We start from the raw sequence: 25743 nt of genomic DNA on the forward strand, positions 1-25743 counted from the left end.
AGGCGGCTCGGGGCGCACAGCACCGGCCGGCCGGCCGGCTGCGTGCGCTCGGGTATCAGGCCTCGAGCTTGTAACCCAGCCCGCGCACCGTCACCAGGTGCTCCGGCCGTGCCGGATCGGCCTCGATCTTCGAACGCAGCCGCTTGACGTGCACATCGAGGGTCTTGGTGTCGCCGACGTAGTCCGCGCCCCACACCCGGTCGATGAGCTGGCCGCGGGTCAGCACCCGGCCGGAGTTGCGCAGCAGGTATTCGAGCAGGTCGAACTCCTTGAGCGGCAGCGTCACCGGCTTGCCGTTCACCAGCACCGTGTGCCGGTCGACGTCCATGCGCACCGGACCGGCCTCGAGCACGCCGTTCTCGCTGCCGCCGTCGAGCTCGTCGCCTGCACCCCGGCGCAGCACCGCGCGGATGCGGGCGATGAGTTCGCGGGCCGAGTACGGCTTGGTGACGTAGTCGTCGGCGCCCAGCTCCAGGCCGACCACCTTGTCGATCTCGCTGTCGCGGGCGGTCACCATGATCACCGGCACGCCGCTGCGGGTGCGCAGCTGCTTGCACACGTCGGTGCCGCTCATACCGGGCAGCATCAGGTCGAGCAGCACGATGTCGGCGCCGGACCGATCGAATTCGGCGAGCGCGGACGGGCCGTCGCCCACCACGGTGACCTCGAAACCTTCCTTCTTCAGCAGGAAGGCGAGCGGGTCGGCCAGCGACTCCTCATCCTCGACGATCAACACACTCGTCATCTGCGTGCCTCCACACCATTGGTTCGGCCCGGCGTCGTCGGACGCGGGCTGGTTTCCTTCTTGCTCATCACCACGCCGCCGGCTTCGTCCTCGCCGTCGGTTTCGTGATGTGCCGGTATCCGCAGCGTGAAAGTCGAGCCGGTGCCCAACTTGCTCCACAGCGTGATCTCACCGTTGTGGTTGGCGGCCACGTGCTTGACGATAGCCAGTCCGAGGCCGGTGCCGCCGGTGGAGCGCGAACGCGCCTTGTCCGAGCGGAAGAATCGTTCGAAGACCCGTTCCTGGTCTTCCTTGGCGATGCCGATGCCGCGGTCGGTGACGGCCATGGCGACGTGATCGCCGCGCAGCGACCGGCTGACCGAGACGTGCGAACCGGCCGGTGAGTACGCGATGGCGTTCTCCACCAGGTTCGACAGCGCCGTCACCAGCAGTGTTTCATCGCCGAGCACCTCGAGCCCGCTGGGCCGGTCGGTGCTGACGGTGATGCCCGCGGCTTCGGCGGTGGTGCGGGAGCGGTCCACCGCCTGCATCACCACGGTGTCGACGTCGACCACTTCCAGCTGCGGCAGCTTCTCCGCACCTTGCAGCCGCGACAGCGCGATCAGTTCGGTGACCATCTTGCCGAGCCTGCGCGATTCGCCGAGCACCCGTTCACCGAAGTGGCGCACGGCGTCGGGATCGTCGGCCGATTCCAGCAGCGCTTCGGCGAGCAGGCTCATCGCGCCGACCGGCGTCTTGAGTTCGTGGCTGACATTGGCCACGAAGTCGCGCCGGGTGGCTTCCATGCGCGCCTGCTCGGAGTCGTCGTCGGCGAACAGGACGGTGAAGTTGGTTTCCTCGCGCGACAGCGGCCGGGCCACACCGCGCACCGCGATGCGGCTGCGGCCGGGCACCGGGTTCTTGGCAGTCAGGTCGAACTCGGCGGATTCGCCGCTGGCGAGCACCTTCTCCACGGCCGCCCAGGCGCGCTCGTCGAGCAGCCGGTTGCGGACCAGGCCGAGTTCCTCGGCGCGCGGGTTCACCAGCACGACGTCGCGGTACTCGTCGACGACCGCGATACCGCTTTCGGAAGCCAGCACGATGAGGTCGAGCACCTGCGACATGGTGAGCCCGGATTCGGCTTGCCTGCGCGCGGCCTGCCTGGCGTTCATATACGGGATGAGCAGCCCGCCGATGGCCAGTCCGACGACAGCCGCGACGACTGCCAGCAACACGGCCTGGGGAACACTCACACCTTGAATCGTACGGTCGCCGGCCACGGCCGCGACGCCAGGTCCACGAAGTTTCACGCAGGTCACAGCCGCTTACAGCGACGTTAGCCAGGCGTTCACTTGTTGTTCGGCCAAAGCCGGGCGTAACCGGGCAACGCCGTGGTTACGGCGTGTCGTGCATGGGTCGGCGCGGCGATTCCCCTCCGTGATCGCCGCGCCCGGATCAGGGACAGCCGAGGGCGGGCATCACCAGCCGGTATTGCCCCGCACCGGGATGTTGACGAAGCTGGGGCGCTGCGGGTCCAGCTGGACGTGCTGCGGCTTCAGTTCGGTGTCGACCAGCATGGGCAGCACGGGCAGGCCCTTCGGGAAGTTGCCCGCGTAGACGTCCACGCGCAGGCGGTGGCCCGGCTTCAGCAGCGCCTCGGTGGCCGGCAGGCCGATGTCGAGGGTGGTGGCCTCGCCGGGGACGGTGGGCTTGCGCTTGCTGATCGAGGTGAACGGGCGCGGGTCGGTGTAGTCGCCGTTGGCCGAGCGGCTGCTGTTGGCCTGGTCGACCTCACGCAGCGAGGCCATCAGCTGACCGGACGACAGCACCGTCGACTGGCCGTCGGGCGCCACATCGTTGACCGTCACCACCCAGTAGCCGTCGGCGGCGTCCTGAACGGTGTTGAGCCGCACCGCGATCGGGCCGGAGATGGTGGTCGCCTCGGCGACCGGCGCACTGGTGAAGGTCAGGCCGTTGAGTTCCTGGATGCGGGAGTCCTTGGCGCAGCCGTCGATGATCGACAGCACGCCCGCGGTGCCCTGCGCGGCGTCGTTGGAGCACAGGCTGGTGAGGCCGGGCGCAACGGTCAGGCGGGCGGTGTCGGCATTGGGACCCGCGGTGAGCGAGCCGTCGTGCACGCTGCGCGCGGTACCGCTCGGCGCGGCCGACAGGTACATCCGCCGGTGCTCGGCACGCTGGTCGGCCGGGGCCGATTCGCCGAAGCCGTCACGGGTGACCCAGCCGCCGCCCTGCTGGCGCAACGTCACCGGGCCGTAGCTGTCGATGCCGTTGTCGATGCCCTTGAGCCACTTGTCGAACCACGCGCGCTGCAACACGTCCAGGCGCGGCGGCAGACCCGGCTTGCCGTACTCGTTGCCGGAGTTCAGGTGATAGGTGTTGCCCATCAGCAGCTGCTTCTGGCCCGGCGGCAGCGAAATCTTGTTGTAGATCTTGGATTCGGAGTAGGTGAACAGATCGTGCCAGCCGCCGACCACGAAGGTGGGCGTCTTGATCTTGGACGGATCACCCAGCCACGCTTGCCGTTCCGGGCTGGTGTGGTCGAGCATCCCGTGCAGGCGCGGATCGATGTCGTTGATGTTCACCTTGGTGTAAGCGTTGAGGAAGACGTCGAGATAGGTGAACGGCGAGGCCATCCGGTCGGTCAGCCACTGCTGATCGAAGGTGCCCAGTACGAGTGAGGACACATCCGGCACCCACTTGAGGCCGTTGATCGCGGTCAGCCACAGCGGGATGAAGTTGAAGCCGAAGCCGCCGCCGGGCATGAGCACGTCATTGGCCAGGTCGCTGCCGGGAACCACCGGGAAGATCGCCTTCAGCGCGGCCGGCTGCTTCTCGGCGGCCTGCACCTGGTTGATGCCGGAGTAGGAGATGCCGTTCATGCCGACCTTGCCGGTCGACCACGGCTGCTTCGAGGCCCAGTCGATCACCTCGACGGTGTCCTGCTGTTCCCGATCGCGCAGCATGTCCCAGACACCTTGGGAGAAGCCGGTTCCGCGCACATCGACCACGACCTGCGAGTAGCCGCTCTTCACCAGCTGCCGGTCGACGGCGAAATTGCGCAGCTCACCACCGGCGAAGGCCTTGGTCAGGTCGGTGACGCCGGACAGCGGCGTGCCGCTGAAGTCGATGTCGCGCAACAGTTGCAGCAGCGCGTCCGACAGACCGGGGATGGACCCGGCGTGATCGGCCAGATTCGACACCAACTTGGTGTAGGGCGTCATGTTGACGATGGTGGGCGTCTTCGTATCGACGGGACGCCCGGACTCGTCGGCGGGACGGTAGACATTGCCCTTGAGCACCGTGCCGTCGCTCATCGTGATGGGCACGTCCCATTCGATGTGGATCTTGGGGTACTGCTGGGGGCCGTCATGGGTCGCGGCCCAGCTCGCGCCTGCCGCACCACCGTCCGGACCGGTCGCCGCGGGCGTCGCGAGCGCGCTCTGCCCCAGCAGGGGAACGAGCAGCACCGCCGCCACCATCATCACAACGGCCCGTAAGACGTACTTCATCGGACGTGACCCACCTCTCGCACTGGTCAGACGGTCAGCAGCCTACACACCCCTTACCGCGAAGTAATAATCGTCAGTCACTTAATGCGCTCGATGGCCGGTCGGACGGGGTTTTTTTGCGTACTTTCGGGCGGCGTGGGAGCGGTGACCGACTCAGACGGATAGGGCGGTTATCGGGCCGAAACGCTAGCGCGCCGCGTCTCGGAGTGAGACGCGGCGCGCTGAGAGAGAGTGCGGTGAGGTGCTTACTTGCCGCCCTGGCCGGCGACGGCTGCGGCACCGGCGGCCGCGGCCTCCGGATCGAGGTACTCGCGCGGACGCACCGGGCGCAGGTTCTCGTCGAGTTCGTAGCGCAGCGGGATACCGGTGGGGATGTTCAGGCCGGCGATGTCGTCATCGGAGATCTGATCGAGGTGCTTGACCAGGGCGCGCAGCGAGTTGCCGTGCGCGGCGACCAGCACGGTCTTACCCGAGAGCAGCTCCTTGGAGATGGTCGACTCCCAGTAGGGCACCATCCGGTTCACCACGTCGAGCAGGCATTCGGTGCGCGGGACCTCGATCCCGGCGTAGCGGGCGTCGCCGCTCTGGCTGTACTCGTTGTCGGCCTCGATCGGCGGCGGCGGAGTGTCGTAGCTGCGCCGCCACAGCATGAACTGCTCGTCGCCGTACTTGTCGCGGATCTGGGCCTTGTTCTTGCCCTGCAACTCGCCGTAGTGGCGCTCGTTGAGGCGCCAGTCGCGCACGACCGGAATCCAGTGCCGGTCGGCGGCGTCGAGGGCGATATTGGCGGTGCTGATCGCGCGGCGCAGCAGCGAGGTGTAGACGATGTCGGGCAGGATGCCGTGCTCGGCCAGCAGCTCACCGGCCCGCTTGCCCTCGGCGATGCCCTTGTCCGTCAGATGGACGTCCACCCAGCCGGTGAACAGATTCAGGGCATTCCATTCGCTCTCGCCGTGGCGCAGCAACACGAGGGTGTACGTCATGCGGGCCATCCTGCCATGGTCGGATCGGTGACGGGCGGGCACCTCGAGGGGGTGCGGGGCCGGTCAGGGGATCGGGGAGCTCGTGCCGAAGCGCGGGCAGCCTGATGCGGCACTCAGCCGACTGCGGGCAGATCCGCCGCGAGGATGGCGGCGCCGACGAGGGTGGCGCCGTCGGCGAGCGTCGACAGGTGCACCCGCAGATCGCGGATGAAGTTCAGTCCCGCATGCCGGGTGATGGCCGCGCGCATCGGGCCCCACAGCGGTTCGCCGGAATGCGCGAAGCCGCCGCCGATGACGACGGTGTCGACGTCCAGCAGCGCCGCCGCCGAACTGACGGCCTGCCCGAGCGCGGTCCCGGCCCGTTCCAGCGCCGCGAGCGCGATCCGGTCGCCGGCCGCGGCCGCCCGCGCCAGCTCCGCCCCGTTCGCACCGGTCCACCCCTGCTCCCTGGCCCACCGCGCCGACGACATCCCACTCGCGACCGCCTCGACGCACCCGAAACCACCGCAGGCACACGGCACATCCCAGCCCGGAACAACGATGTGCCCGATGTGGCCCGCGTTGCCGGTCCGGCCGGAAGCGACGCGACCGTCGACCAGCAGCCCGCCACCGATCCCGGACGAGACCGTCATCGCCAGTGCGTTCGGCACACCGCGCAACGCACCCGAATGATGTTCGGCCAGCGCCAGACACGCGCCGTCGATGGCGAATCGCACTGCGGCACCGGGAAACAGCGCACCGACCGCGTCAACGATGGCGAACCCTTCCCGCCACTCCGGAATATTCAACGGCCCGGCGATCCCCGCAGGCACATCCACCGGCCCCGCCGATCCGACCCCGACCGCACTCACCGCCTCTCCCGCCGCGACCTCGACCAACAGCCCCCGGCACGCCTCCCACACCCCCGACTCCGGCACCGCAACCCGCCGCACCCCCGTCACCCGTCCCCGCTCGTCGACGACCCCCGCCGCGAACTTCGTCGCCCCGATATCGAGCGCCAGCACCGCCACGTCGCCTCCCTCATCACTACGCCGCCACGATTGTCGCCCACCCCGCTCCCCCGAGCGCAGCGGAGCGAGCCACCTAGCGCCGTGTCGAACGCCGTTACGAGGTGGCCATCAGCGCCGCGCCCCGCCCGCTCCCGCCGGAACGCCACAACCGCGAACTGCCGAGCGGCGATGAGCCGTGCGGCATACGACTCGACTGGAAATTGACTGGTGCTCGATCACCGGCGGACGCATGCTCTGCCCGTGACCGATGACGACCCCCAGATCGTGACCATCTTCCGCTCGCGTCTACGTCCGGACGCCGAAGCCAACGGCTACCCCGCGATGGCCGACCGGATGGAAGAACGCGCCCGCGCGATGCCCGGTTTCCTCGACATCAAGACCTACACCGCCGCCGACGGCGAACGGGTCTCCATCGTCGTCTTCGACAACCGCGCCCATCACGACGCGTGGCGCAGCGATCCCGAACACCGCCGCGCCCAGCAGCTCGGCCGGACCGATTTCTACAGCGAGTACTCCATCACCGTCTGCGAGCAGCTGCGCCACCACGGCTTCCGGCAGGCGGAATAGGGATGCGCCTCGATGGCGGCACCCTGGGCGTCGTCGCCGAACGGGTCCGGGCCGAGCCCGCCCGATCGCGGCATGACGAGCCGGCGGGTCGTCGTATCGCGACCCACCGGTTCACGCGGTCATCGAACTACCGGAACCTCACGCCATTTCCGGCACCCGCAGGTGCGCGAGGGCCAGTTCGAACTCGCGGACGTCGAGGGCCTCGACACCGGTCTGCCGGGCCGCGTCGACGCGCAGGGCGGCGGACTGTTCGCGGCTGCGGCGCATGGCCTCGGCGTCGTCGTAGGTGGTGCAGGAGACGGCGCGGCCCGACCTGCGGTTGATCATCAGGCTCGCGCTGCAGAACCCGTCGAGTTCCTCCATCGCGGGCAGGGTGCCGGCCTTGTAGACCTCGACGGCCGCGTCGATGCGGCTGGGATCGGTCTTCACCCAGGTGGCGCGCACGCAGGCGCCCTCGTGGGTGCGGTGGGCCCGGTGCAGGCCGGCGATTTCCCATTCCTCGACGTGCGCGCTGCCGCCGAACAGCGCGATCGCGCGCTCCCGGATCGGGCCGACCCGCTCCGCGCTGGCATGCATGGCCTCTTCGGTTTCCCAGGAGCTGGTGGCAATGCAGCGGCCGTTGGTCCGGTCCACCATCAGCGACAGTCCGACGCACCCGGGTATTTCTTGGAGTTCAGGCAGCACGACATCACGCATATGCGCAATCCCGTCGTCGATAGCGGAGGGTTGCGCCTGAATCGTGGTAGATCGCGCGTACACGATCCACCCCCTCTCTGCTTCGGGGCAGCGCCCGGTGGCGCCACCGGTGCTCTTCACGATGCTCGCTCGAGCACGCAGAGGCAAGAGGCCGTTCGCCTCATCAGGAGGTGCGGCGGGCGAAGCGGCCTGGGTCGGCCTGGTCGCGCGGCTTGACGATGATCTGGTCCAGGTTGACGTGTGGCGGCCGCGACGCGGTGAAGGCGACGATTTCGGCGATGTCCTGGGCGACCAGCGGGTCGATGCCTTCGTAGACCTTCGCGGCGCGCTCCTCGTCGCCGGAGAAGCGGACCAGGGAGAACTCGGTTTCCACTGCGCCGGGCGCGATTTCGGTGAGCCGGACCGGCTTGCCGAGCAGCTCACCACGCAGCGTGCGGTGCAGCACCGCCTGGGCGTGCTTGGCGGAGGTATAGCCGGAGCCGTTGTCGTAGGCGTGGAAGGCCGCCACGGAGGTGATGGTGACGATGAGCCCGTCGCCGGAGTCGATGAGCTTGGGCAGCAGCGCCTTGGTCACCCGCAGGGTGCCGAGCACATTGGTCTCCCACATCCAGCGCCAGTCGTCGAGGTCGGCCTCGGCGACCGTGGCCAGGCCTTTGGCGCCGCCGGCATTGTTGACCAGCACGTCGACGCGCTCGATGGCGTCGGTGAAGGCGCGCACCGAGTCGTCGGAGGTCACGTCGAGTTCGAGTGCGGTGCCGCCGATCTCCTCGGCCAGCCGCTGCAATCGGTCGACCCGGCGGGCCCCGACATACACGTGGTAGCCCTGCTTCGCGAGCTCGCGGGCGGTGGCCTCCCCGATTCCCGAGCTGGCTCCGGTGACGACAGCGGTACGTGTACTCATAACCGTCGAGCCTAAAGGGCCTCCACCAGCCGCGCCGCGCGCCCGCCGCGGATCACCTCGCCCCGCACGCGCTCACCGGATCCGCCGCCGACGGCGAGCCGCTAGCCTGACGCCATGGGTATTCGGGAAGTCGTCAGCGCGGACGGAACCAGCATCGTCTACCGGGTCAGCGGCACGGCCGAGGGCAGGCCGCTGGTGCTGCTGCACGGATGGTCGGCGAACCTGCGGTGCTGGGGCCAGGCCGCCGACGACCTCGCCGAGAAGTACCGCGTGATCGCGGTCGATCTGCGTGGCCACGGCTACTCCGGCGCGCCGGAATCCGGCTACGACGATCCGAAGAACTGGGCCGCCGATCTCGCCGCCGTACTCTCCGCCGAATCCATCGAGTCCGGCGCCGTACTGCTCGGCTGGTCCTACGGCGGCATCGCGATCAGCGACTACCTCACCGCCTACGGCACCGGCGCGGTCGCCGGCGTGATCTTCACCGGCTCGCTGGCCAATATCGGCCCCGACGTCCCGGGCGCGGCGGTGGGCCCGGCCATGCAGACCGCGATTCCCTCGGTCTTCGAGGAGAGCGCGGGCCGGGCCATGCGCGGTTTCGCCGCCTTCGGCAATTCCAATACCGGGCCGGGCGCGGACAAGGGCGTCGACGCGCAACGGCTGTTCGGCGCGAGCCTGTCCACTCCGCCGTTCGTGCGCAAGGCGCTGTTCTACCGGACCGTCGACAACTCCGAAACCCTGCGCAACCTCGACATTCCGGTGCTGGTGCTGCACGGCACCGCCGACCCGGTGGTCCCCATCGACAACGGCCGCTACATCGCCGAGCTGGCCCCGAAGTCGCGCACCTCGTTCTGGGAGGACGCCCAGCACGGGCTGTTCATCGAGGACCGCGAGCGGTTCGTCGGTGAGGTGAGCGAGTTCGTCGACGGGCTCTGACTCGCGGGAGTGAGCGAGCTCACGCCCGGCTTGTGATGGCTGTCACTCGTCGGGAAGGGGGCACCTGAACGGGGCGTTACACGATGCAGTATGGACAGTGTGAGTCAACGCCCGGAACCACGGCCCCGTCGGATCGCCGTGTTGTCGGTGCATACCTCACCACTCGCGCAGCCGGGCACCGGCGATGCGGGCGGCATGAACGTCTACGTGCTGCAAACCGCCATCGAGCTGGCCCGGCGTGGCACCGAGGTGGAGATCTTCACCCGGGCCACCTCCTCCAACGTCCCCCCGGTGCAGGAAGCCGCGCCGGGCGTGCTGGTGCGCAATGTGGTGGCGGGCCCGTTCGAGGGCCTGGACAAACACGATCTGCCCACGCAGCTGTGCCCGTTCACCGCCGAGGTGCTGCGCCAAGAGGCCAGGCATCTGCCCGGTCATTACGACCTGGTGCATTCGCATTACTGGCTGTCCGGCCAGGTGGGCTGGCTGGCCCGGGATCGCTGGCGGGTGCCGCTGGTGCACACCGCGCACACCCTCGCCGCGGTGAAGAACGCCGCGCTGGCCGAAGGTGATTGTCCCGAGCCCGCGACCCGCGAGATCGGCGAGAAGCAGGTGATCGCCGAGGCCGACCGGATGGTCGCCAATACCGATGCCGAGGCCCGCCAGCTCGTCGAGCTCTACGGCGCCGAGCCGGACCGGATCGATGTGGTGCCGCCCGGCGCCGACCTGAGCCGCTACCTTCCCGGCGACAAGGCCGCCGCCCGCGCGGAGTTCGGCCTGCCCGCCGACGAGCAGATCGTCGCGTTCATCGGCCGCATCCAGCCGTTGAAGGCGCCCGATGTGCTGGTACGCGCCGCCGCCGAGGTGCTGCGCCGCGAACCGGATCGCAAGCTGCGCGTGCTCATCGTGGGCGGCCCTTCGGGCAGTGGCCTGAAACGCCCCGACGCGCTCATCGAACTCGCCGCCGAACTCGGCATCGCCGACCGGGTGACGTTCCTGCCGCCGCAGTCCGCCGACCGGCTGGTGCAGATCTATCGCGCCGCCGACTTGGTCGCGGTCCCCAGCTACAACGAATCCTTCGGCCTGGTCGCACTCGAGGCGCAGGCCAGCGGCACGCCCGTGCTGGCCGCCGATGTGGGCGGGCTCGGCACCGCAGTACGCGATCAGCACACCGGCCTGCTGGTGCCCGGCCACCGCACCGACGACTGGGCCGGCGCCCTGACCACCCTGCTCGACGCCCCCGACCGGCTCACCGAGATGGGCGCGCGGGCCGTCGAACACGCCGCGGGCTTCTCCTGGGCGCACACCGCCGACGGACTGCTGGCCAGCTATTCGGCCGCACTGTCCCGATTCGCCGACGACCGCTCCGGCCCCGCCGCCTTCGGGGCCCGGCCGACTATCCTCGGCGACAGTCAGGCCAGATCGCGGGCGCTGTGGCGGCGCCGGACAGGAGCACGCCGATGAGCCAGGTACCCGAGGCAGCGGCCGTCGCCGACGTCATCGACGCGACGCTGGCCGACCGCGAGATCGAATACACCCGCCCCGCCGAGGACACCTTCGTCGTCGTGCTGCCCGGCGAGCGCAAGCTGAAGACCACGCTCATGCTCACCGTCGGCAAGCACGGGGTGCGGATCGAATCGTTCGTCTGCCGCAAACCGGACGAGAATTTCGAAGGCGTCTACAAATACCTGCTGCGCCGCAACCGCAAGCTCTACGGTGTGGCCTACACCCTGGACCGCGTGGGTGACATCTACCTCGTCGGCCGGATCTCCAACCACGCCGTCGACCCCGACGAACTCGACCGCATTTTCGGCCAGGTCCTCGAGGCCGTCGATTTCGACTTCAACACCCTGCTCGAACTGGGGTTCGCCGAATCCATTCGCAAGGAATGGAAGTGGCGGGTCTCGCGCGGGGAATCGTTGAAGAACCTGCGCGCGTTCGAGCACTTGATCGACGAATCGTCCGATACGCCTTAGGTTTTCCGGGTATTACCGTCCGCCGGCAGGCTGCGGCGAGAACAAGCCGGCCACCCTCACACGCCGGTCGGCTGCAGCCGGACCCGGGACGCCGGAATCAGCGCCCACCCGCGGGCTGCGGCGGAACTGGTGTCGCCGAGATGGTCGTCGCCGGCTTCCCATTCAGCGCCGACATCGATTTCCACGTGGCCCAGTCGATGGTCCAGTCATAGAGATCTCCGTCGGCGGCCGACAGCGGGATCCGGGTGCCGGTGACCTCGACCGGATCGCCGTACCGCGCCGTGGCGAAATAGGCTTCGGCGTGGGCGGGTGAGAGGTTGATGCACCCATTGGTGACGTTGGCCGCGCCCTGCGCCGACAATGAGGCCGGGTTGGCGTGGATGAATTCGCCGTTGTTGGAGATCCGCACCGCCCACCGTTCGCGCACGTTCTCGTAATACGGCGGATTCGACATCATGAAGTCCTCGTACTTCTCGGTCACCACGTGGATTCCCGAGCGGGTCACATTGCGGTCCTCATTGCCCTCGCCGTAGCTGACCGGGAAGTCGAAGATGACCTCGCCGTCACGCACCACCTGCATGCGGTGGCTGGGGGCGTCGGCCTTGACGATCTGGGCCCGTCCGATGCTGAAATCCGAGGTGAGGTCGGCGTCGCCGTACTTGCCGTTGCCGAGATCGAGTCCATAGAGCATGGCCGCGACGTGCACGCGGGTGCCGGGCGTCCAGTACTCCTTGGGCCGCCAGTGCAGCCGGGAGCCGCCGTTGTCGTCGGGGAACCAGGCCCATGCGCCCTCGGTGGGCGGATCGGTGGTGACGGTGAGCGCCTTCTCCACCGCGGCCTTGTTCTGCACCGGCGCCTTGAACTGGACGATGATCGGGGCCGCGATGCCGACTTCCTGACCGTCGCCGATATTGAGCGTGGCCGGGACGGTGGCCTTCGGCGCGAGGGTGGTGAAGGTGCCGTCGATCGGGACAGGTTTGCCGTCGGTACCGATCGCGGTGCCGGTCCAGGTGTAGGACGAGTCGTAGCCGAGCGGTTCGGTGGTGCGATAGCTGCGCTTGTCCGGCGACATCTCGCCCTCGACCTGCCTGCCGTTGGCGTTGGTCAGCGCGATCTGGTTGATGGTGCCGTTCTCGACCGTCACCGAGATCGGTGCGGTCGGGTTGACGTCGGTCGCGTCGGCATCCGGGCTCATCGTGACCGAGGCGATCGGTTCGTCGGACGCGGCTCCGGAGCCCGCGCGGTCGCTCGTGCATCCGGCGATCAGCGCCACCACCGCGAGCAGCACACCCGCCACAGCGGCAGCCGGCCGGAACGTGTCTGGTCGGTTGCTCACCCCATCGAATCTACGCCCGGCAAATCGGTCGGCTGACCATCCTCGCGCCGAATCGGCGGGTACGGGTGTGTGTTCGGCCACGTCGACGCCGTTGTTTGCTGCCGCGAGACCTTATGCGACAGCAATCGCGCAGCTACCGATACAGCGGCGTCCTTACAGCGTGATCCCGACGGTGACCGGCTCCGGAACCAGCCCGACCCCGAACCGCTCGGCAACCCCGTCGCGGACGGTGCGCGCCAGCGCGACCAGATCGGCCGCCGTCGCCGCACCCCGATTGGTCAGCGCCAGCGTGTGCTTGGTCGACAACCGCGCGGCCGCCTCCGGCCCCGGGAACCCCTTGCCGAAGCCGGCCCGTTCGATCAACCAGCCGGCCGACAGTTTCACCCCGTCCGGCGCCGGATAGGTCGGGATCGCCACCTCCCCGACATGCGCGCGGATCGCCGCAAGCACCTGCTCGGCCCGATCCTGCGCCACCACCGGATTGGTGAAGAACGAGCCCGCGCTCCAGGTGTCGTGATCGGCCGGGTCGAGCACCATCCCCTTGCCCGCACGCAGCTTCAGCACGGCCTCCCTGACCTGCGCGGCAGGCCGTGATTCGCCGTCGGCCGCGCCGAGCATCCGGGCGAGTTCGCCGTAGCGCAGCGGCGCGCTGGCCCCGCTGGGATCGAGTGCGAATTCGACCGCGAGCACCACCGCCCGATCGCTGTGCTTGAGCACACTGGTGCGATAGCCGAACCCCAGTTCGTCCGGTTCGGCCCAGCGGATCTCCCCGGTGGTGCGGTCGAGCAGCCGGACCCGGCGCAGCAACCGGTCGACCTCCACGCCGTAAGCGCCGACGTTCTGCACCGGCGTCGCCCCTGCGGACCCGGGAATCCCGGACAGGCATTCCAGCCCGCCGAACCCGGCCTCGACGGTCGCCGCCACCACCGCGTCCCAGTTCGCGCCCGCCTCGGCGAGTACACCGTCGGTTCCGAAGGTGACCTCGGTCGTGCCCACCCGCACCACCACGCCGTCGAAGCCGTCATCGCTGATGAGCAGGTTGGATCCACCAGCGAGCAACAGCAGCGGGATGCCCGCCGCGTCGAGCGCGCGCACGGTCGCCACCAGCGCGTCGGTGCTCGCGCAGTCGGCGACCAGCGCCGGGCCGCCGACCCGCAGCGTCGTCAGCTCCGCGAGCCGTACCTCGTCGCGGATCGTCGCACCGGTGCCCGACAGCAGGTCACGCACGTGTTCCGAGGAGTCCAACGGTGAAGTTCGCACAGCCAGACGGTAGCGTGTCCGTCCATGGCTACACCCCTGGCGTATACGGCCCGCTACACCCATCCGGCCGCTGCCGTGCGCGCTGCCGTCGCCGACGAGCAGTACTGGAAGGACCGGATCGCCGCCGTCGGCGGGCCGAATGCCCGGCTGGAGTCGGTGAGCGTCGAGGGCGATCAGGTGCGCGTCGAGATGGTGCAGGCCATCGCCGCCGAGCTGCTGCCCTCCGCCATCACCGCCGTGCGTCCCGGTGACCTGGTCATTCCTCGCACCGAGAACTGGACCGGCACTGCCGCCACCTTCGAGGCGCGGGTGGAAGGCGCCCCCGCCGAGGTCCGCGGCACCATCACCCTCAGCGATATCGACGCCGGCTCCACCGCCGTCATCGAGGGCAGCATCGAGGTGAAGGTTCCGCTGTTCGGCGGCAAGATCGAGGCCGCCATCGCCGAACGCCTCACCGAACTGCTGGCCGAGGAGACCGAGTTCACCAACGCCTGGATCTCCGAGCGCTGACGTTGTGACGCCGACGGCGTCGCCGGGTACCGGTTTGTGCCGGGTCACTTCTTCCGCTGCCCGGCGATGCCGTGACAACCGGTCCCGGTAACGTAACCGCCCATGGCTCGCCGACTGGACTACTCCGCCCGCTACCCGCTGCACACCACCAAAGAGCTGTACGCGGCGCTGTCGAACCGGGATTACTGGGAAGCCCGGATGGAGGAGATGCGCAAGTACTCCCCCAACGAGGTGATCAGCCTCGAGTCCAACGACGACGGTATCGAGGTGGTCCTGCACCACATCCTGCCGCGCGACACCCTGCCCGATATCGCGCAGACGGTGATCCGCAAGGACATGGTGATCACCCGCAAGGAGAGCTACGGCCCGTTCGGCCCCGAGGTCGAGGGCAAGTACTCCGCGTCCATCCCGGCGGGTCCCGGCAGCCTCACCGGAACCATGCGCCTGTTCCCCACCGAAATCGGCTGCACCCTGCGCATCTCCTCCGAGGCGAAGGTGTTCATCCCGATGGTCGGTCCGCGCCTGGAGCAGCTGATGCTGGTCAACCTCGTCGACCTGTTCCGTGCCGAGGCCGAGGTGACCCAGCGGTGGCTGGAAGAACAAAACCCCACCAGCTGAATCCGATAGGCACGATCACTCGCGGCACCACCGGCGTCAACCGGTTGCGCCGCAGTGATCGCTGGCTGATCAACGACGACTTGGTGACCGCGCGCCTGCACGCGGCCACCGATCCCCTGGTGGTCGACCTCGGTTACGGCGCGAGCCCATGGACCACCTTCGAACTGGCCGCCCGGCTGCGCACCGTACAGCCCGACGTCCGGGTGGTCGGCCTCGAGATCGACCCCGAGCGCGTGGTTCCCGGCCGCGACGGCGTCAGCTTCGCCCGCGGCGGCTTCGAACTCGCCGGCCTGCGCCCCGTCCTCGTCCGCGCCTTCAACGTGCTGCGCCAGTACCCCGAATCCGCCGTCCCCGACGCCTGGTCCACCATCCTGTCCGGCCTGGCCCCCGGCGGCCTGCTCGTCGACGGCACCTGCGACGAACTCGGACGCCGCAGCGCCTGGGTCCTGCTCGACCACACCGGCCCGCTGTCGCTGACCCTCGCCTGGGACCCCTTCACCGTCGACCGCCCCTCCGACCTCGCCGAGCGTCTGCCGAAGGTCTTGATCCACCGCAACATCCCCGGCGAAGGTGTGCACGCACTACTCGCTGCCGCCGACCGCGCCTGGTCCCACGCCGCACCGCTGGCACCGTTCGGACCGCGAGTGCGCTGGCGCGGTGCCGCAAAACTGTTGCGCGAGCAGGGTTTCCCGGTGCGGGAGTATCGGCGGCGCATGCGCGACAACGTGCTGTCGGTGCCGTGGGATGTGGTGGCGCCACTGCCGGTTGCCGAACCGGCAACTGTTCGCGCGTGAATCTCTCCGGCCTGGTTCAGCGTTGAATATTTCATCTGGAATATTCCCGATAGAACTCCAATCCCGTTGTCCACGAACGCTTTACGACTGATGCATTAGTGCTATTGTGGTGCTCGGGGTTATCGAGCGGTATCTGCGTGCAACAGCGAATCATCTGTCGCGGAGATGGAATGGTGGGTGCGGGGCCGAACGGCCCGGACGACGCAAAAGCCCAGCATGCTTCCCGCGGCAATGCCATTGCTCTACCCGTTTGCGGGTCGACCGGCCCGCCCTCGATGGGGAGGACTCCATGCAGGACACCACCTTGCCGCGCCGCCGACTCGGCAGCTATCTCATGGACTGGCGCTCCCGCGCCGGACTCAGCCAGCCACAAGCAGCATCCCTACTCGGCATCGGCTCCACCACGCTGTGGCGGCTCGAACACGGACACAACGACAGAGTCAACATCGACCACGTCCAAGCGGCCTGCGAGCTGTACGGGGTACCCGACCACCTCGCCGCCGCCTACGTCGGCCTCGCCAAACAGTCCAGCGAGAAGAGCTGGTGGCTCGAGTTCGGGGATCTCATCCCGGAGAGCTTCGACGTGTACATCGGGATGGAAGCAGCAGCACGAACTTTCACCTCATACCACGTGGAGTTGGTGCCGGGAATCTTGCAGACTGCGGACTACACGCGCGCGGTAGTGCGGGACGGGCATCCAGACAAATCTGCGACCGAACACGAACGCCGCGTTCAGATGCGGCAATACCGGCAGATGATCGTCACCCGGAAGCGGCATCCGATCGAGATCGATGTCGTGCTGCACGAATCGGTCATACGCCGCGTCATCGGCAGTCCCAAGATCTCGGCCGTGCAGTTGAAGTCCCTCGCCGACATGAGCACTCGACCCAACGTCGACCTCCGCATCCTCCCGTTTGCCGCAGGCGCTCCGACTACGGCTGTCAGCACCGGCCAATTCATCATCCTGGGCTTCGGAAACGACGCGACCGGCGCACCCATCGAGCCATCCGTGGTCTACATCCCCGGCTACATCGGCGACCTGTATCTGGAGAAACCCCGGGACGTTGCCCGGTACCATATGGCGCATAAGGCAATTCGGGACGCGGCCTTGGACGATGTAGCCAGCAGGGCCTTGCTCCGGCAGGTAGCGAAGGAGTTCCAAACATGAACGCTGATCTATCCGGCGCCCAGTGGTTCAAGAGCCGCCACAGCGACGCATCCAAAGAGTGCGTAGAGGTTGCCTTCATCAACGGAGGCGCGGTCGGCGTCCGCGACTCCAAGAACCCCGCCAGCGGCGCGCTGATCTTCAGCCCGAGCGAGTGGGACGCGTTCACCGCCGGACTGGCGGGCGGCAAGTTCAACCGCTGATCCGTCGCAGGACGGCGTAGTCCCGCAGATCGAGGGCGTAGCCGGCCGCCGCGACAACCACACCGAACGCGGTGCGAGCCCTGGACAATCGTTGCCCAGGGCTCGTACTGTTCCCGTTCGCGATCAACCGGGTGCGCTGGTCAGGAGAACACCACGGTCCGCCGCCCGTGTACCAGCACCCGGCCTTCCAGATGCCAGCGCAGACCCCGCGCCAGCACCACCCGCTCGATATCACGCCCCTGCCGCACCATGTCGCGCACCTCGTCCGCATGGTCGATGCGGATCACGTCCTGCTCGATGATCGGGCCCGCGTCCAATTCCGGCGTCACGTAGTGGCATGTCGCGCCGATGAGTTTGACGCCGCGGGCGAAGGCCTGGTGGTAGGGGCGGGCGCCGACGAACGAGGGCAGGAAGCTGTGATGGATGTTGATGGCCTTGCCCGCCCAGTGCTCGCACAGGTCCGCGGGCAGCACCTGCATGAAGCGGGCCAGCACGACAGCGTCCGGGTCGTGCGCGTCGACCAGCGCGCGGACCTGTTCGAAGGCGGGGCCGCGCTCGGCCGGGTCCTTCGGGAACGGCACATGATGGAACTTCACCCCGTGTGCCTCGGTGATCTCGGCCAGGTCGAGATGGTTGCCGATCACGGCCTCGATGGTGGCCGGTAGCTCACCGGACGCGGCGCGGCCGAGCAGGTCGTGCAGGCAGTGGCCGTCCTTGCTGACCAGCAGCACCGCCCGCCGCCGCGCGCCCGAGTCGAGCAGCTGCCAGTCGGTCTCGGAGCCGAGGCTCGCGGCCACGTCGGCGAAGCGGGTGCGCAGCTCGCCGAGATCGAACGGCACCGTCGAGGCCTTGATCGCCTGCCGGGTGAAGAACCAGCCGGTCTCCACATCGGAGTGGTAACCGGCCTCCACGATCGATCCCCCGAAGCCCGCGATGAACGAGGTGATCTCGGCGATGATGCCCGGACGGTCCGGGCAGCCGAGGGTCAGCACGTAACGACGATCGTCGGTGACGGAGGGAGCAGCACTCATGCGCCCATCCTCGCAGGTGAGAAAGGCCCACTCGCACCGAGTGCTCCCGCCGCCTCGCCCGGGGCCGCGAAGTCAGCTGTAGAACGGCTCCGCGTAGCGGAACTCGCCGACGATCTGGGTGTCGTAGGCCGTCAGTGCCCGCACCTGGAAGTGGCTCGCCCAGCTCGACTCGTCGGGCGCGATGCCGATACGCGCGCCGGGAACGAAACCGAAGCGCGGGTAGTAGTCGAGATGGCCGACGAGTCCGACGAGAGGTTCATCGAGGGCGTCGGCAGCTCCGAGGACGGCATGCATGAGCGCCGCGCCGACACCGTCGCCCTGATATCCCGCCTGCACCCCAATCGGGCCCAGCGCCAGTACCGGGAACGGACCGACGGCGGCGCGGGTGAGGCAGACGTGCCCGATGACGGCGTCGTGCTCCACCGCCACCATCGACAGCGTCGGGATCCAGCCGGGATCGCTACGTAGTCGCTCGACCAGATCGACTTCGGGAGGTTCGATGGCCTCCTGGCCGGTGTACTGCGGGCCGAAGGCACTGCGGTGGACTGCGGCGATGGCGTCGGAGTCGCCGGCGCGTTCGCGTCGGATCAGCACGGTTGTCCTCTCTTCCCGACCAACAGAAGTGTGCGTGAAGCGCCCTCGCCGCGCAATCGGGATTCCGCCGCGCCGGGCGGCATGCCGGCGATATGCCAGACTTTGTCCCCATGGCAGATTCCGCGTCGCTGACCCGGGCCGAAGTGGCCGACATGATCGACCACACCCTGCTCGCGCCGGAGGCGACTCCCGAGCAGGTGGACGAGCTGGTGCGGGAGGCCCGCGAACTCGGCGTGTACGCGATCTGCGTGTCGCCGTCGATGCTGCCGGTGCGCGCGCCGGGACTCGTGGTGGCCACGGTCGCCGGATTCCCGTCCGGCAAACATCATTCGCTGGTCAAGGGCGCGGAGGCGCGGCTGGCCGTCGATCAGGGCGCGAACGAGGTGGACATGGTCATCGACGTGGGCGCCGCCGTCGCGGGCGATTACAGCGCGGTGCTGGCCGACATCGTCACCGTCCGCGAGGCGGTCGGCGACCGGGCGGTGCTGAAGGTGATCATCGAATCGGCCGCGCTGTCCGACGAGGCGATCGTGCAGGTGTGCCGGATGGCCGAACAGGCAGGCGCCGATTTCGTGAAGACCTCCACCGGATTTCATCCCGCGGGCGGCGCCGACGTGCGCGCGGTGCAGCTGATGGCCGAGACCGTCGGCGGCAGGCTCGGCATCAAGGCCAGCGGTGGGATCCGCACCGCCGAGGCCGCCGCCGCCCTCATCGCCGCCGGCGCTACCCGGCTCGGATTGTCCAAATCCCGTGCAGTACTGGAGGGTTTCGCGGCCTGAAGACAGGCCGGTGCGCCCGCGGCGGGGACGCCCGGCGCTCAGCAGGAGGAGCTGCCTTCGGTGCTCGCGGGCAGTTCGGCGTGCCCGCCGGCCAGCTGCACCCGGATGCCGTCATCGGTGACCTGCAGGTTCGTCGGACGCATCTCGAATGGGTACATCTGCAAGCTCTCCGACAGCAGGTCGGCGATGCCCTGCACCAGATCGGTCGGCAGTCCGATGCCGAGCACGTGCGCCGACTCGACGTCGACCTGCACGGCGCCGTTGACCACCCGCGGCTGCACCTGCACCTGCGCGAACCCGCCGAGCACATCCATGGTCAGCTTGCCCTCGGCCGCCGAGGAGCTGACGTTGCTGACCAGCCCGCCGAGGGTCTTGGCGATGCCGTCGTTGCTCCAGGTGACGTCGGCGGAGGAGCGGCCGATCTCCGCGCCGCCGCGGCCGTTGTCGGTGACCTGGATATCGCGGAAGGTCGCCTCGACGTGCATGCCGACCGCCGGGCCGAACTTCACGTCGTCGCTGTTGACGTTCACCTCGGGCAGTTTGCCGTCGACCCAGGTCACCAGCATCGGCTTGGCGCCGAACCCGACGTCGATCTTCGAGCCCATCTCCTTCTCGAACTGGCTGCTCACACAGCTCGAGACCGTGTGCCGCGCGTAGGCCTCGCCGCCGACCAGCACGGTCGCCAGCAGCACGGCCACCGCGACGAGGGCGATCACCAGCGTGCGGCGACTGACCGTCAGGGTGGAGCGGATCTTCGTGGGCATGGATCAGATTCTTCCCGACGTTTCTGTGTCGGCTCTGAGGGTGCGGTGAGGAGTGTCTCGTAGCCGAGCCGCACCGATTGTGACATGAGCCACAGGATTGCCACGTAGTCTGGTTCTCATGGCCGGTGAAGCGGCGCGGTTCAGCCCGGGTTTCCTTCCCGATCCTCTCGCGCCCTCGAGCAGTGATTCCGGACGGGGCTGGCGCGTGCTGTGCCGTCTGGCCGGCCGCCACGCGGGCTTCTTCACCACCCGCCAGGTGTTGCGCACCGGTTGCGCCGACCGCGTCCGCGCCTGCCTCGGCAACGGCTCGGTGACCAGGGCGGGCGTCGGCATGCTGCGCATGGCGAACTGGCCGGAAGGCCCGCTCGACGAATGCGCCATGTGGGCCGCCTGGTTCGACGGTGCGGTAGCCGTCTCCCACCAGAGCGCCGCCGACCTGCACGGCATCGGCCGCCTGCACCCCACCTACCTACACCTGTCCGCAGCCGCCGGACGGCCGCCCGTTACTCAACGGGTGGTGGTTCAACGCCGGCGGGTACCGAGCACCGACCTCGAATCCGCGGGGCCATTCCTCGTCACTACACCCGTCCGCACCGTGCTCGACCTCGCCGAGTCCGACATCGCGCAATCCGCCCTGGACGAAGTAGTGGCGGATGCCCTCGCAATCCATCGCTGCGATGCGGCAGAGATCCGGACGGCGGGAGAGAGTTTGGGCACTTGGGCATCAGTGCGCGTCCGCAGAGCCCTGGCCGCGAGCTGAGACGGCCGACCGGCCTGAGTCCATGGGTGCGGGTTCACCCGTGATCCGCCACAAGTTGGGGCGTATGGCGAGGTACCGGTTACACCGCCCGTTCGAGGTGATGCCGCCGCCGACTCAGCCCACGGCCTCCACCGGCTGATACACCGAGTCGAGCACACGCCCCAGTTCCTCGTTGAACCGTTCGTACGCTTCCACATTCCCGAGATGCCCGGTCGGCAGCACTTCGTAACGAACCAAACTGCCTACCTCCGCGAGGATTTCGGCGAGCTGTTCGGAGTGGACCGGTGGGGTCATGTCGTCGAATTCGCCGGCCAGCAGGGTGGTCGGGACGACGAGGTTGCGGGCGGATTCGCCGAGGTGCATGTCGGCGAGCAGGAAGCCGAACTTGGCGCGGACCGAGGCGGGGCAGGAGCGGACGACGGCCATGCTGAAGTCGACCAGTTCGTGCGGGGCGTCGAGGGTCATGATCTGGCGGGCGAAGACCCAGCGGACGGGGGCGATCGGCGGGAAGACGACGGGGGTGCCGAGGCCGAGGCGGCCGAACCAGAAGGGCAGCGGGATGATGCGGCCGCCCAGCCACGGGAGCGGCTTGTTGAACGGGGGCACCACGGTGGTTTCGGCGACCAGGGAGTGCGGGCCGGTGTTGCTGAGCAGGACGGCCTCGGCTTGGGCGGTGACCCGGTCGGGGTGCTTGCCTGCCCAGGCCTGCAAGGTCATGCCGCCGAGGCTGTGGCCGACGAGGACGGCGCGCTGGCCGGGACGCAGGGCGGCGTCGAGGACGGCGCACAGGTCGTCGGCGAGCAGGTCGCAGTCGAGCGGGCTGGAGCCGAGTTCGCTCTCGCCGTGGCCGCGCTGGTCGTAGGCGATGACGCGGTATTCGCCGGCGAAGGCGTTGATCTGCGGATACCAGTATTCGATGGCGCAGGTCCAGCCGTGCACCAGCACGATGACGTCACCGTCGGCGGGTCCGTAGGCGTGCACGCGCAGCCGGGCGCCGTCCGCGGCCGTGACGGGGATGACCTCGTGCGGGACGGTCGGCGGGTTCAGCGCGGCGTTCTGGTAGGTGCGTGACCGCAGGTTCGCACGGTGCACGTCCAGCAGGCCCCGAAGCTGGGTCGGGAGGCTCGCCAACGCATTCGGCAACTTTGCACGCATCGGACACTCCTTTGTGTTACTGACAGATACAGTAACCGCTGGAGTGGGTGCTAGCTAGTGCTAGCACCGAGAAAATTCGGGGTAACCGCGCGTCACCAGCGCAGACGACACCGAAATTTTTTTCCGAACGGGCGGCGGCCGCCGCAACGGTACGGCCTACAACGCCGGCGCGATTACCAGCGCGGGCCGCGCTGAATCTCATCCACCTTCGGCCGCACATCGGCCAGATAGATACCCGTCGCGATGATCGCGATGAAGGCGAACAACCCCAGCCCGGCGAACGAGAGCAGCAGAAGCAGCACCGCAACGCCGAGGATCGCCAGCCAGATCGGCTTGGTCAGCTTGTCAACCGCGGTGAACGCGTCCGGGCGCTGGCGTAGGGCATGGATCAGCGCGAATATCGTCGCGCCGAAAGCCAGCAGCCACAGCACGAGCACGATCAGGCCGGTCACACCCTGCGCAAATTCCACTCCACCATGATAGGAGCAACCGCCGCCGCCCACCGGTTCCCGCGGTGACGAGGCACAAAAGCGACGACCCCGCGCACCGGTGGGTACGCGGGGTCGTCGTTCAGAATCACCGCAACGGATGCGGCAGGCGAATCAAGCCTTCTTCGCGGCGGTCTTGCGCGCCGGAGCCTTCTTCGCGGGAGCGGCGGCCTTGGCGGGCGCCTTGGCCGGAGCCTTCTTGGCGGCCGGAGCCTTCTTGGCGGGAGCGGGCGCGGTCTCGGTGGTGACCTCGACGACCTCGGCATCGACGACAGCGTCGGCAGCGGCCTCGGCCTGCTCCTCGACCACCTTGGCCGAACGGCCGATCAGGTCGTTGACCCGGCCCAGCACGTCCTCGGCCCGCTCGGTGGCGTCCTTGTACAGCGACTCGACCCGGCCGACCTGCTCCTCGACCAGATGGTTGGCCCGCAGCCGCTCGACGGTCTCCTCACCGCGCACGGCGAGGTCGGAGTACAGGTCGAGGACCTGGCGGTAGTACTGCTCGGCCAGCTTGCGCAGCTCCTCCGGGGTGAACTTCTCACGCAGCTCGGCGAGGTCCTCCGGCAGCTCCGAGGGCAGGCCGGACAGGCGCTCGCGCAGCGAGTCGAACTGGCCCTGGACGTCGGCGGGCAGGTTGGCGATGCGCTCGCGGGCCTCGTCGACCCGGCCGGTGACGTCGGCGGACTGGGCGCGCTCGCGCACCTGGGTCACAGCGTCGAGGACAGCGGTGTAGACGGCGTCACCGGCGCCCACGGTCGCGTAGAGCGGCTTGGTGGTGGCGTTGTCGGTCATGTTTCGTTCTCCTGGCGTGGCGGAGTGTCGGTCGTAATATGCGGAACGGCGCTGTCCCAGTCATCCCCCCCTGATTCGTTCCCTCCGTTTTCCCGGCGAAACGATTCGTAAATATCCAGCAAGACCTGCTTTTGCCGTTCACTGATCGATGTGTCGGCGAGCAGGGCATCCCGGACCGGGCTGTGCGGCCGCTGTTCGAGATAGCCGGCCCGTACGTACAGCACCTCCGAGGACACCCGCAGTGCCTTCGCGATCTGCGCGAGTACCTCGGCGGACGGGTTGCGCAATCCGCGCTCGATCTGACTGAGATACGGGTTGCTCACCCCCGCCAGCTGGGCGAGCTGACGCAGCGAGACCTGGGCGGCCTCACGTTGCGCCCTGATGAAACCTCCGATGTCGTGCGCCGCGTTGGAGACGCGACCCCCCCGTTCGCCGAGACCGGAACCGTCGTCCGGCTGCTCGGTGTGCTGGGCGGAAACCTCGGGCTGGTCTGCCATCACTCACCTTCTGGCGGTAGTACGTAACCAATGCTAGGACAGGGTGCTAGCTATTGCAAGCACTTGTGTTAGCACCCTTCGGGCAAGTATCCGGCGGCGCTGTCTCAGCCGCCGAACATCAGGTGCGACACCGTGTAGATGGCAAGTCCGGCAAGCGAACCCACCACCGTGCCGTTGATCCGGATGAATTGCAGGTCACGCCCGACCTGCAATTCGATCTTCTTACTCGCTTCTTCCGCGTCCCACCTGGCAACGGTATCGCTGACGATGGTCGCGATCTCGTCGGCGTAGTTGGCCGCCAGATACCGTGCGCCGCGTTCGATCCAGCCGTCGACCTTGGCGCGGGTCTGTTCATCATCGCGCAGTTGCTCACCGAGCGCCTGCACGTTTTCGGCAACCTTGCGGCGCAGCGTGCTGTTGGGGTCGTCGGCCGATTCCAGGATCAGCCGCTTGGCCGCGCGCCAGGTGGCCTCGGCCATGCCGGTGATCTCCTCGCGGCCCATGATCTGTGACTTGATCCGCTCGGCCTTGGCGATCATCGCCTCGTCGTGCTGGAGATCGTCGGCGAACTGCTCGAGGAACCGGTTGGCCGCCAGCCGTACCTCGTGATCGGGGGTCGAGCGCACCTTCCAGGTGAATTCGACCAGCTCACGATAGATCTTCTCGGACAACATGATGTTGACGAACTTCGGCGCCCACTGCGGTGCGTCGCGCAGCACCACGCGGTCGATCGTCTCCTGACTGCCCAGCGCCCACTGGTGCGCGCGTTCGGCCAGCAGATCCAGCAGCGGCAGCTGACGGTTGTCGGCGAGCAGTTCGGCGAGCACCCGCCCGATCGGCGGACCCCACTGCGGTTCGGCGATCCGCTTGACGATGGTGTTGTCGATGACCTGCTCGACGTCCTCGTCGCGCAGTACACCGACCACCGCGCGCAGGATGGTCGAACTCTCCTGCGCCACCCGTCCGGCATTGGCCGGCTCGGCCATCCAGCGCCCGACCCGCCAGGACACCTGCGCCGAATTGACCTTCGCGGTCACCACCTCGGGTGAGAGGAAATTGGTGCCCACGAAGCTGCCGAGGCTGGCGCCGAGCTGGTCCTTTTTGCGTTTGATGATCGCGGTGTGCGGGATGGGCAGGCCGAGCGGATGCCGGAACAGCGCCGTCACCGCGAACCAGTCGGCCAGCGCACCGACCATGCCGGCCTCGGAGGCGGCCCGCACATAGCCGACCCAATCGCCACCGCCGCCGCGCGACTCGAGCCAGCGGCAACCCAGATAGATCGCGGTCGCCAGCGCGAGCAGGCCGGTGGCCAGCGACTTCATCTTCCACAGATCACGCCGTTTGCTCGCGTCATCGGTGAAGGAGGTGAAACTGCTCGGCATCGTCGGCTGCGCGTCGGCGGCGCCGGAGCTGCGGTCGGCGAGGACCGCGGTATCGCCGGGAGCGTTCTGCATGCCCTCCATTCTGCTGGCCTTCGCGCCGCGGCCGCGGTGCCATACGCCACCGGAGGGTCGCCGAGTGCGGCGATCGAGTGTGACTCCGCTCGCATCTACCCCGCGAATGCGGTGATCGACACCCCAAACGGACCTGCTGAGGGGTAATGGGACCTAAGCTGGGTGACACGGATCCGTTTCGAACGAGGGAGCCCACCCTGTCCACCGAAGACCTTGTCGACGT

General features: G+C 68.3%; 28 protein-coding genes. 11 read left to right on the forward strand and 17 right to left on the reverse strand.

All coding sequences use genetic code 11. The features are described from left to right. Window positions 1-55 precede the first annotated feature (55 nt). The 5 genes from NOCYR_RS24955 to NOCYR_RS24975 form a co-directional block, all read right to left on the reverse strand. Window positions 56-745, reverse strand: coding sequence for a response regulator transcription factor (locus NOCYR_RS24955; protein ID WP_014353185.1), 690 nt, complete (start codon window positions 743-745; stop codon window positions 56-58). Next, on the reverse strand, window positions 742-1977 hold the full coding sequence (locus tag NOCYR_RS24960; RefSeq protein ID WP_014353186.1) for a sensor histidine kinase: 1236 nt from the start codon (window positions 1975-1977) through the stop codon (window positions 742-744). The genes NOCYR_RS24955 and NOCYR_RS24960 overlap by 4 nt, the downstream gene beginning before the upstream one ends. A 225-nt stretch (window positions 1978-2202) precedes the next feature. Further along, entirely contained in the window at window positions 2203-4254 is a 2052-nt protein-coding gene (locus NOCYR_RS24965; RefSeq protein ID WP_014353187.1) for a CocE/NonD family hydrolase, read from the reverse strand. Window positions 4255-4499: 245 nt separating this feature from the next. Beyond that, window positions 4500-5237, reverse strand: a complete 738-nt coding sequence (locus NOCYR_RS24970) for a phosphoglyceromutase (RefSeq protein WP_014353188.1) — start codon at window positions 5235-5237, stop codon at window positions 4500-4502. A 113-nt stretch (window positions 5238-5350) separates the two neighbouring features. Then, entirely contained in the window at window positions 5351-6247 is an 897-nt protein-coding gene (locus tag NOCYR_RS24975) for an ROK family protein (RefSeq protein WP_014353189.1), read from the reverse strand. 240 nt (window positions 6248-6487) lie between these two features. Between NOCYR_RS24975 and NOCYR_RS24980 the strand changes: the two genes are divergently transcribed. Further along, entirely contained in the window at window positions 6488-6814 is a 327-nt protein-coding gene (locus NOCYR_RS24980) for an antibiotic biosynthesis monooxygenase family protein (protein ID WP_138445658.1), read from the forward strand. A gap of 138 nt (window positions 6815-6952) precedes the next feature. Here NOCYR_RS24980 and NOCYR_RS24985 read toward each other — a convergent pair whose 3' ends face one another. Then, window positions 6953-7573 carry an antibiotic biosynthesis monooxygenase gene (locus NOCYR_RS24985; protein WP_138445657.1) on the reverse strand — a complete coding sequence of 207 codons (621 nt, stop codon included), beginning with the start codon at window positions 7571-7573 and terminating at the stop codon, window positions 6953-6955. Between the two features lie 100 nt (window positions 7574-7673). Then, window positions 7674-8411, reverse strand: a complete 738-nt coding sequence (locus NOCYR_RS24990; protein WP_014353192.1) for an SDR family NAD(P)-dependent oxidoreductase — start codon at window positions 8409-8411, stop codon at window positions 7674-7676. A gap of 114 nt (window positions 8412-8525) precedes the next feature. Between NOCYR_RS24990 and NOCYR_RS24995 the strand changes: the two genes are divergently transcribed. From NOCYR_RS24995 to NOCYR_RS25005, 3 genes are all read left to right on the forward strand, one after another. Next, complete coding sequence (locus tag NOCYR_RS24995) at window positions 8526-9347, forward strand: alpha/beta fold hydrolase (protein WP_014353193.1); 822 nt, start codon at window positions 8526-8528, stop codon at window positions 9345-9347. Between the two features lie 90 nt (window positions 9348-9437). After that, on the forward strand, window positions 9438-10808 hold the full coding sequence (gene mshA, locus NOCYR_RS25000; protein ID WP_036540622.1) for a D-inositol-3-phosphate glycosyltransferase: 1371 nt from the start codon (window positions 9438-9440) through the stop codon (window positions 10806-10808). Beyond that, a complete protein-coding gene (locus NOCYR_RS25005) occupies window positions 10805-11320 on the forward strand; it encodes a YbjN domain-containing protein (RefSeq protein WP_014353195.1) in 516 nt (171 codons plus the stop codon). The genes mshA and NOCYR_RS25005 overlap by 4 nt, the downstream gene beginning before the upstream one ends. Before the next feature lie 97 nt (window positions 11321-11417). On the opposite strand, the gene NOCYR_RS25010 is transcribed toward NOCYR_RS25005, so the two are convergent. Further along, window positions 11418-12656 (reverse strand): L,D-transpeptidase, encoded by a 1239-nt coding sequence (locus NOCYR_RS25010; protein WP_048833695.1) that lies wholly within the window; start codon window positions 12654-12656, stop codon window positions 11418-11420. 153 nt (window positions 12657-12809) lie between these two features. Beyond that, a complete protein-coding gene (locus NOCYR_RS25015; RefSeq protein WP_048834442.1) occupies window positions 12810-13850 on the reverse strand; it encodes a UDP-N-acetylmuramate dehydrogenase in 1041 nt (346 codons plus the stop codon). 90 nt (window positions 13851-13940) lie between these two features. Between NOCYR_RS25015 and NOCYR_RS25020 the strand changes: the two genes are divergently transcribed. From NOCYR_RS25020 to NOCYR_RS25040, 5 genes are all read left to right on the forward strand, one after another. Continuing rightward, window positions 13941-14426: a DUF2505 domain-containing protein gene (locus NOCYR_RS25020; protein ID WP_014353198.1), complete on the forward strand. Its 486-nt coding sequence runs from the start codon at window positions 13941-13943 to the stop codon at window positions 14424-14426. A 102-nt stretch (window positions 14427-14528) separates the two neighbouring features. Further along, on the forward strand, window positions 14529-15044 hold the full coding sequence (locus tag NOCYR_RS25025; protein WP_014353199.1) for a DUF2505 domain-containing protein: 516 nt from the start codon (window positions 14529-14531) through the stop codon (window positions 15042-15044). Continuing rightward, complete coding sequence (locus NOCYR_RS25030; protein ID WP_148280753.1) at window positions 15014-15838, forward strand: class I SAM-dependent methyltransferase; 825 nt, start codon at window positions 15014-15016, stop codon at window positions 15836-15838. The genes NOCYR_RS25025 and NOCYR_RS25030 overlap by 31 nt, the downstream gene beginning before the upstream one ends. Before the next feature lie 289 nt (window positions 15839-16127). Then, window positions 16128-17006: a helix-turn-helix domain-containing protein gene (locus NOCYR_RS25035; RefSeq protein WP_014353201.1), complete on the forward strand. Its 879-nt coding sequence runs from the start codon at window positions 16128-16130 to the stop codon at window positions 17004-17006. Next, window positions 17003-17206 carry a DUF397 domain-containing protein gene (locus NOCYR_RS25040; protein WP_014353202.1) on the forward strand — a complete coding sequence of 68 codons (204 nt, stop codon included), beginning with the start codon at window positions 17003-17005 and terminating at the stop codon, window positions 17204-17206. Before NOCYR_RS25035 ends, NOCYR_RS25040 begins: the two co-directional genes overlap by 4 nt. A gap of 140 nt (window positions 17207-17346) precedes the next feature. On the opposite strand, the gene purU is transcribed toward NOCYR_RS25040, so the two are convergent. Both purU and NOCYR_RS25050 read right to left on the reverse strand, forming a co-directional pair. Next, complete coding sequence (gene purU, locus NOCYR_RS25045; RefSeq protein WP_014353203.1) at window positions 17347-18237, reverse strand: formyltetrahydrofolate deformylase; 891 nt, start codon at window positions 18235-18237, stop codon at window positions 17347-17349. 72 nt (window positions 18238-18309) lie between these two features. Next, window positions 18310-18831, reverse strand: a complete 522-nt coding sequence (locus tag NOCYR_RS25050) for a GNAT family N-acetyltransferase (RefSeq protein ID WP_014353204.1) — start codon at window positions 18829-18831, stop codon at window positions 18310-18312. A gap of 110 nt (window positions 18832-18941) precedes the next feature. On the opposite strand from NOCYR_RS25050, the gene deoC reads away from it, so the two are divergent. Further along, window positions 18942-19610 carry a deoxyribose-phosphate aldolase gene (gene deoC / locus NOCYR_RS25055; protein ID WP_014353205.1) on the forward strand — a complete coding sequence of 223 codons (669 nt, stop codon included), beginning with the start codon at window positions 18942-18944 and terminating at the stop codon, window positions 19608-19610. A 38-nt stretch (window positions 19611-19648) separates the two neighbouring features. On the opposite strand, the gene NOCYR_RS25060 is transcribed toward deoC, so the two are convergent. After that, window positions 19649-20374: a DUF2993 domain-containing protein gene (locus tag NOCYR_RS25060; protein WP_014353206.1), complete on the reverse strand. Its 726-nt coding sequence runs from the start codon at window positions 20372-20374 to the stop codon at window positions 19649-19651. Between the two features lie 118 nt (window positions 20375-20492). Here NOCYR_RS25060 and NOCYR_RS25065 point away from each other — a divergent pair, with 118 nt between their 5' ends. Next, on the forward strand, window positions 20493-21134 hold the full coding sequence (locus NOCYR_RS25065) for a hypothetical protein (protein WP_148280754.1): 642 nt from the start codon (window positions 20493-20495) through the stop codon (window positions 21132-21134). A 114-nt stretch (window positions 21135-21248) separates the two neighbouring features. Here the strand turns inward: NOCYR_RS25065 and NOCYR_RS25070 are convergent, their stop codons facing one another. The 5 genes from NOCYR_RS25070 to NOCYR_RS25090 form a co-directional block, all read right to left on the reverse strand. Further along, on the reverse strand, window positions 21249-22289 hold the full coding sequence (locus NOCYR_RS25070) for an alpha/beta fold hydrolase (protein ID WP_014353208.1): 1041 nt from the start codon (window positions 22287-22289) through the stop codon (window positions 21249-21251). Between the two features lie 173 nt (window positions 22290-22462). Continuing rightward, window positions 22463-22759: a DUF2516 family protein gene (locus tag NOCYR_RS25075; RefSeq protein WP_014353209.1), complete on the reverse strand. Its 297-nt coding sequence runs from the start codon at window positions 22757-22759 to the stop codon at window positions 22463-22465. A gap of 132 nt (window positions 22760-22891) precedes the next feature. Continuing rightward, complete coding sequence (locus NOCYR_RS25080; RefSeq protein WP_014353210.1) at window positions 22892-23569, reverse strand: hypothetical protein; 678 nt, start codon at window positions 23567-23569, stop codon at window positions 22892-22894. Beyond that, window positions 23566-24066: a helix-turn-helix domain-containing protein gene (locus NOCYR_RS25085; protein ID WP_014353211.1), complete on the reverse strand. Its 501-nt coding sequence runs from the start codon at window positions 24064-24066 to the stop codon at window positions 23566-23568. The genes NOCYR_RS25080 and NOCYR_RS25085 overlap by 4 nt, the downstream gene beginning before the upstream one ends. A 104-nt stretch (window positions 24067-24170) precedes the next feature. After that, on the reverse strand, window positions 24171-25448 hold the full coding sequence (locus tag NOCYR_RS25090; RefSeq protein WP_051016839.1) for a DUF445 domain-containing protein: 1278 nt from the start codon (window positions 25446-25448) through the stop codon (window positions 24171-24173). Window positions 25449-25743 lie beyond the last annotated feature (295 nt).

It is taken from the genome of Nocardia cyriacigeorgica GUH-2 (assembly GCF_000284035.1).
Taxonomy (GTDB): Bacteria; Actinomycetota; Actinomycetes; order Mycobacteriales; family Mycobacteriaceae; genus Nocardia; species Nocardia cyriacigeorgica_B.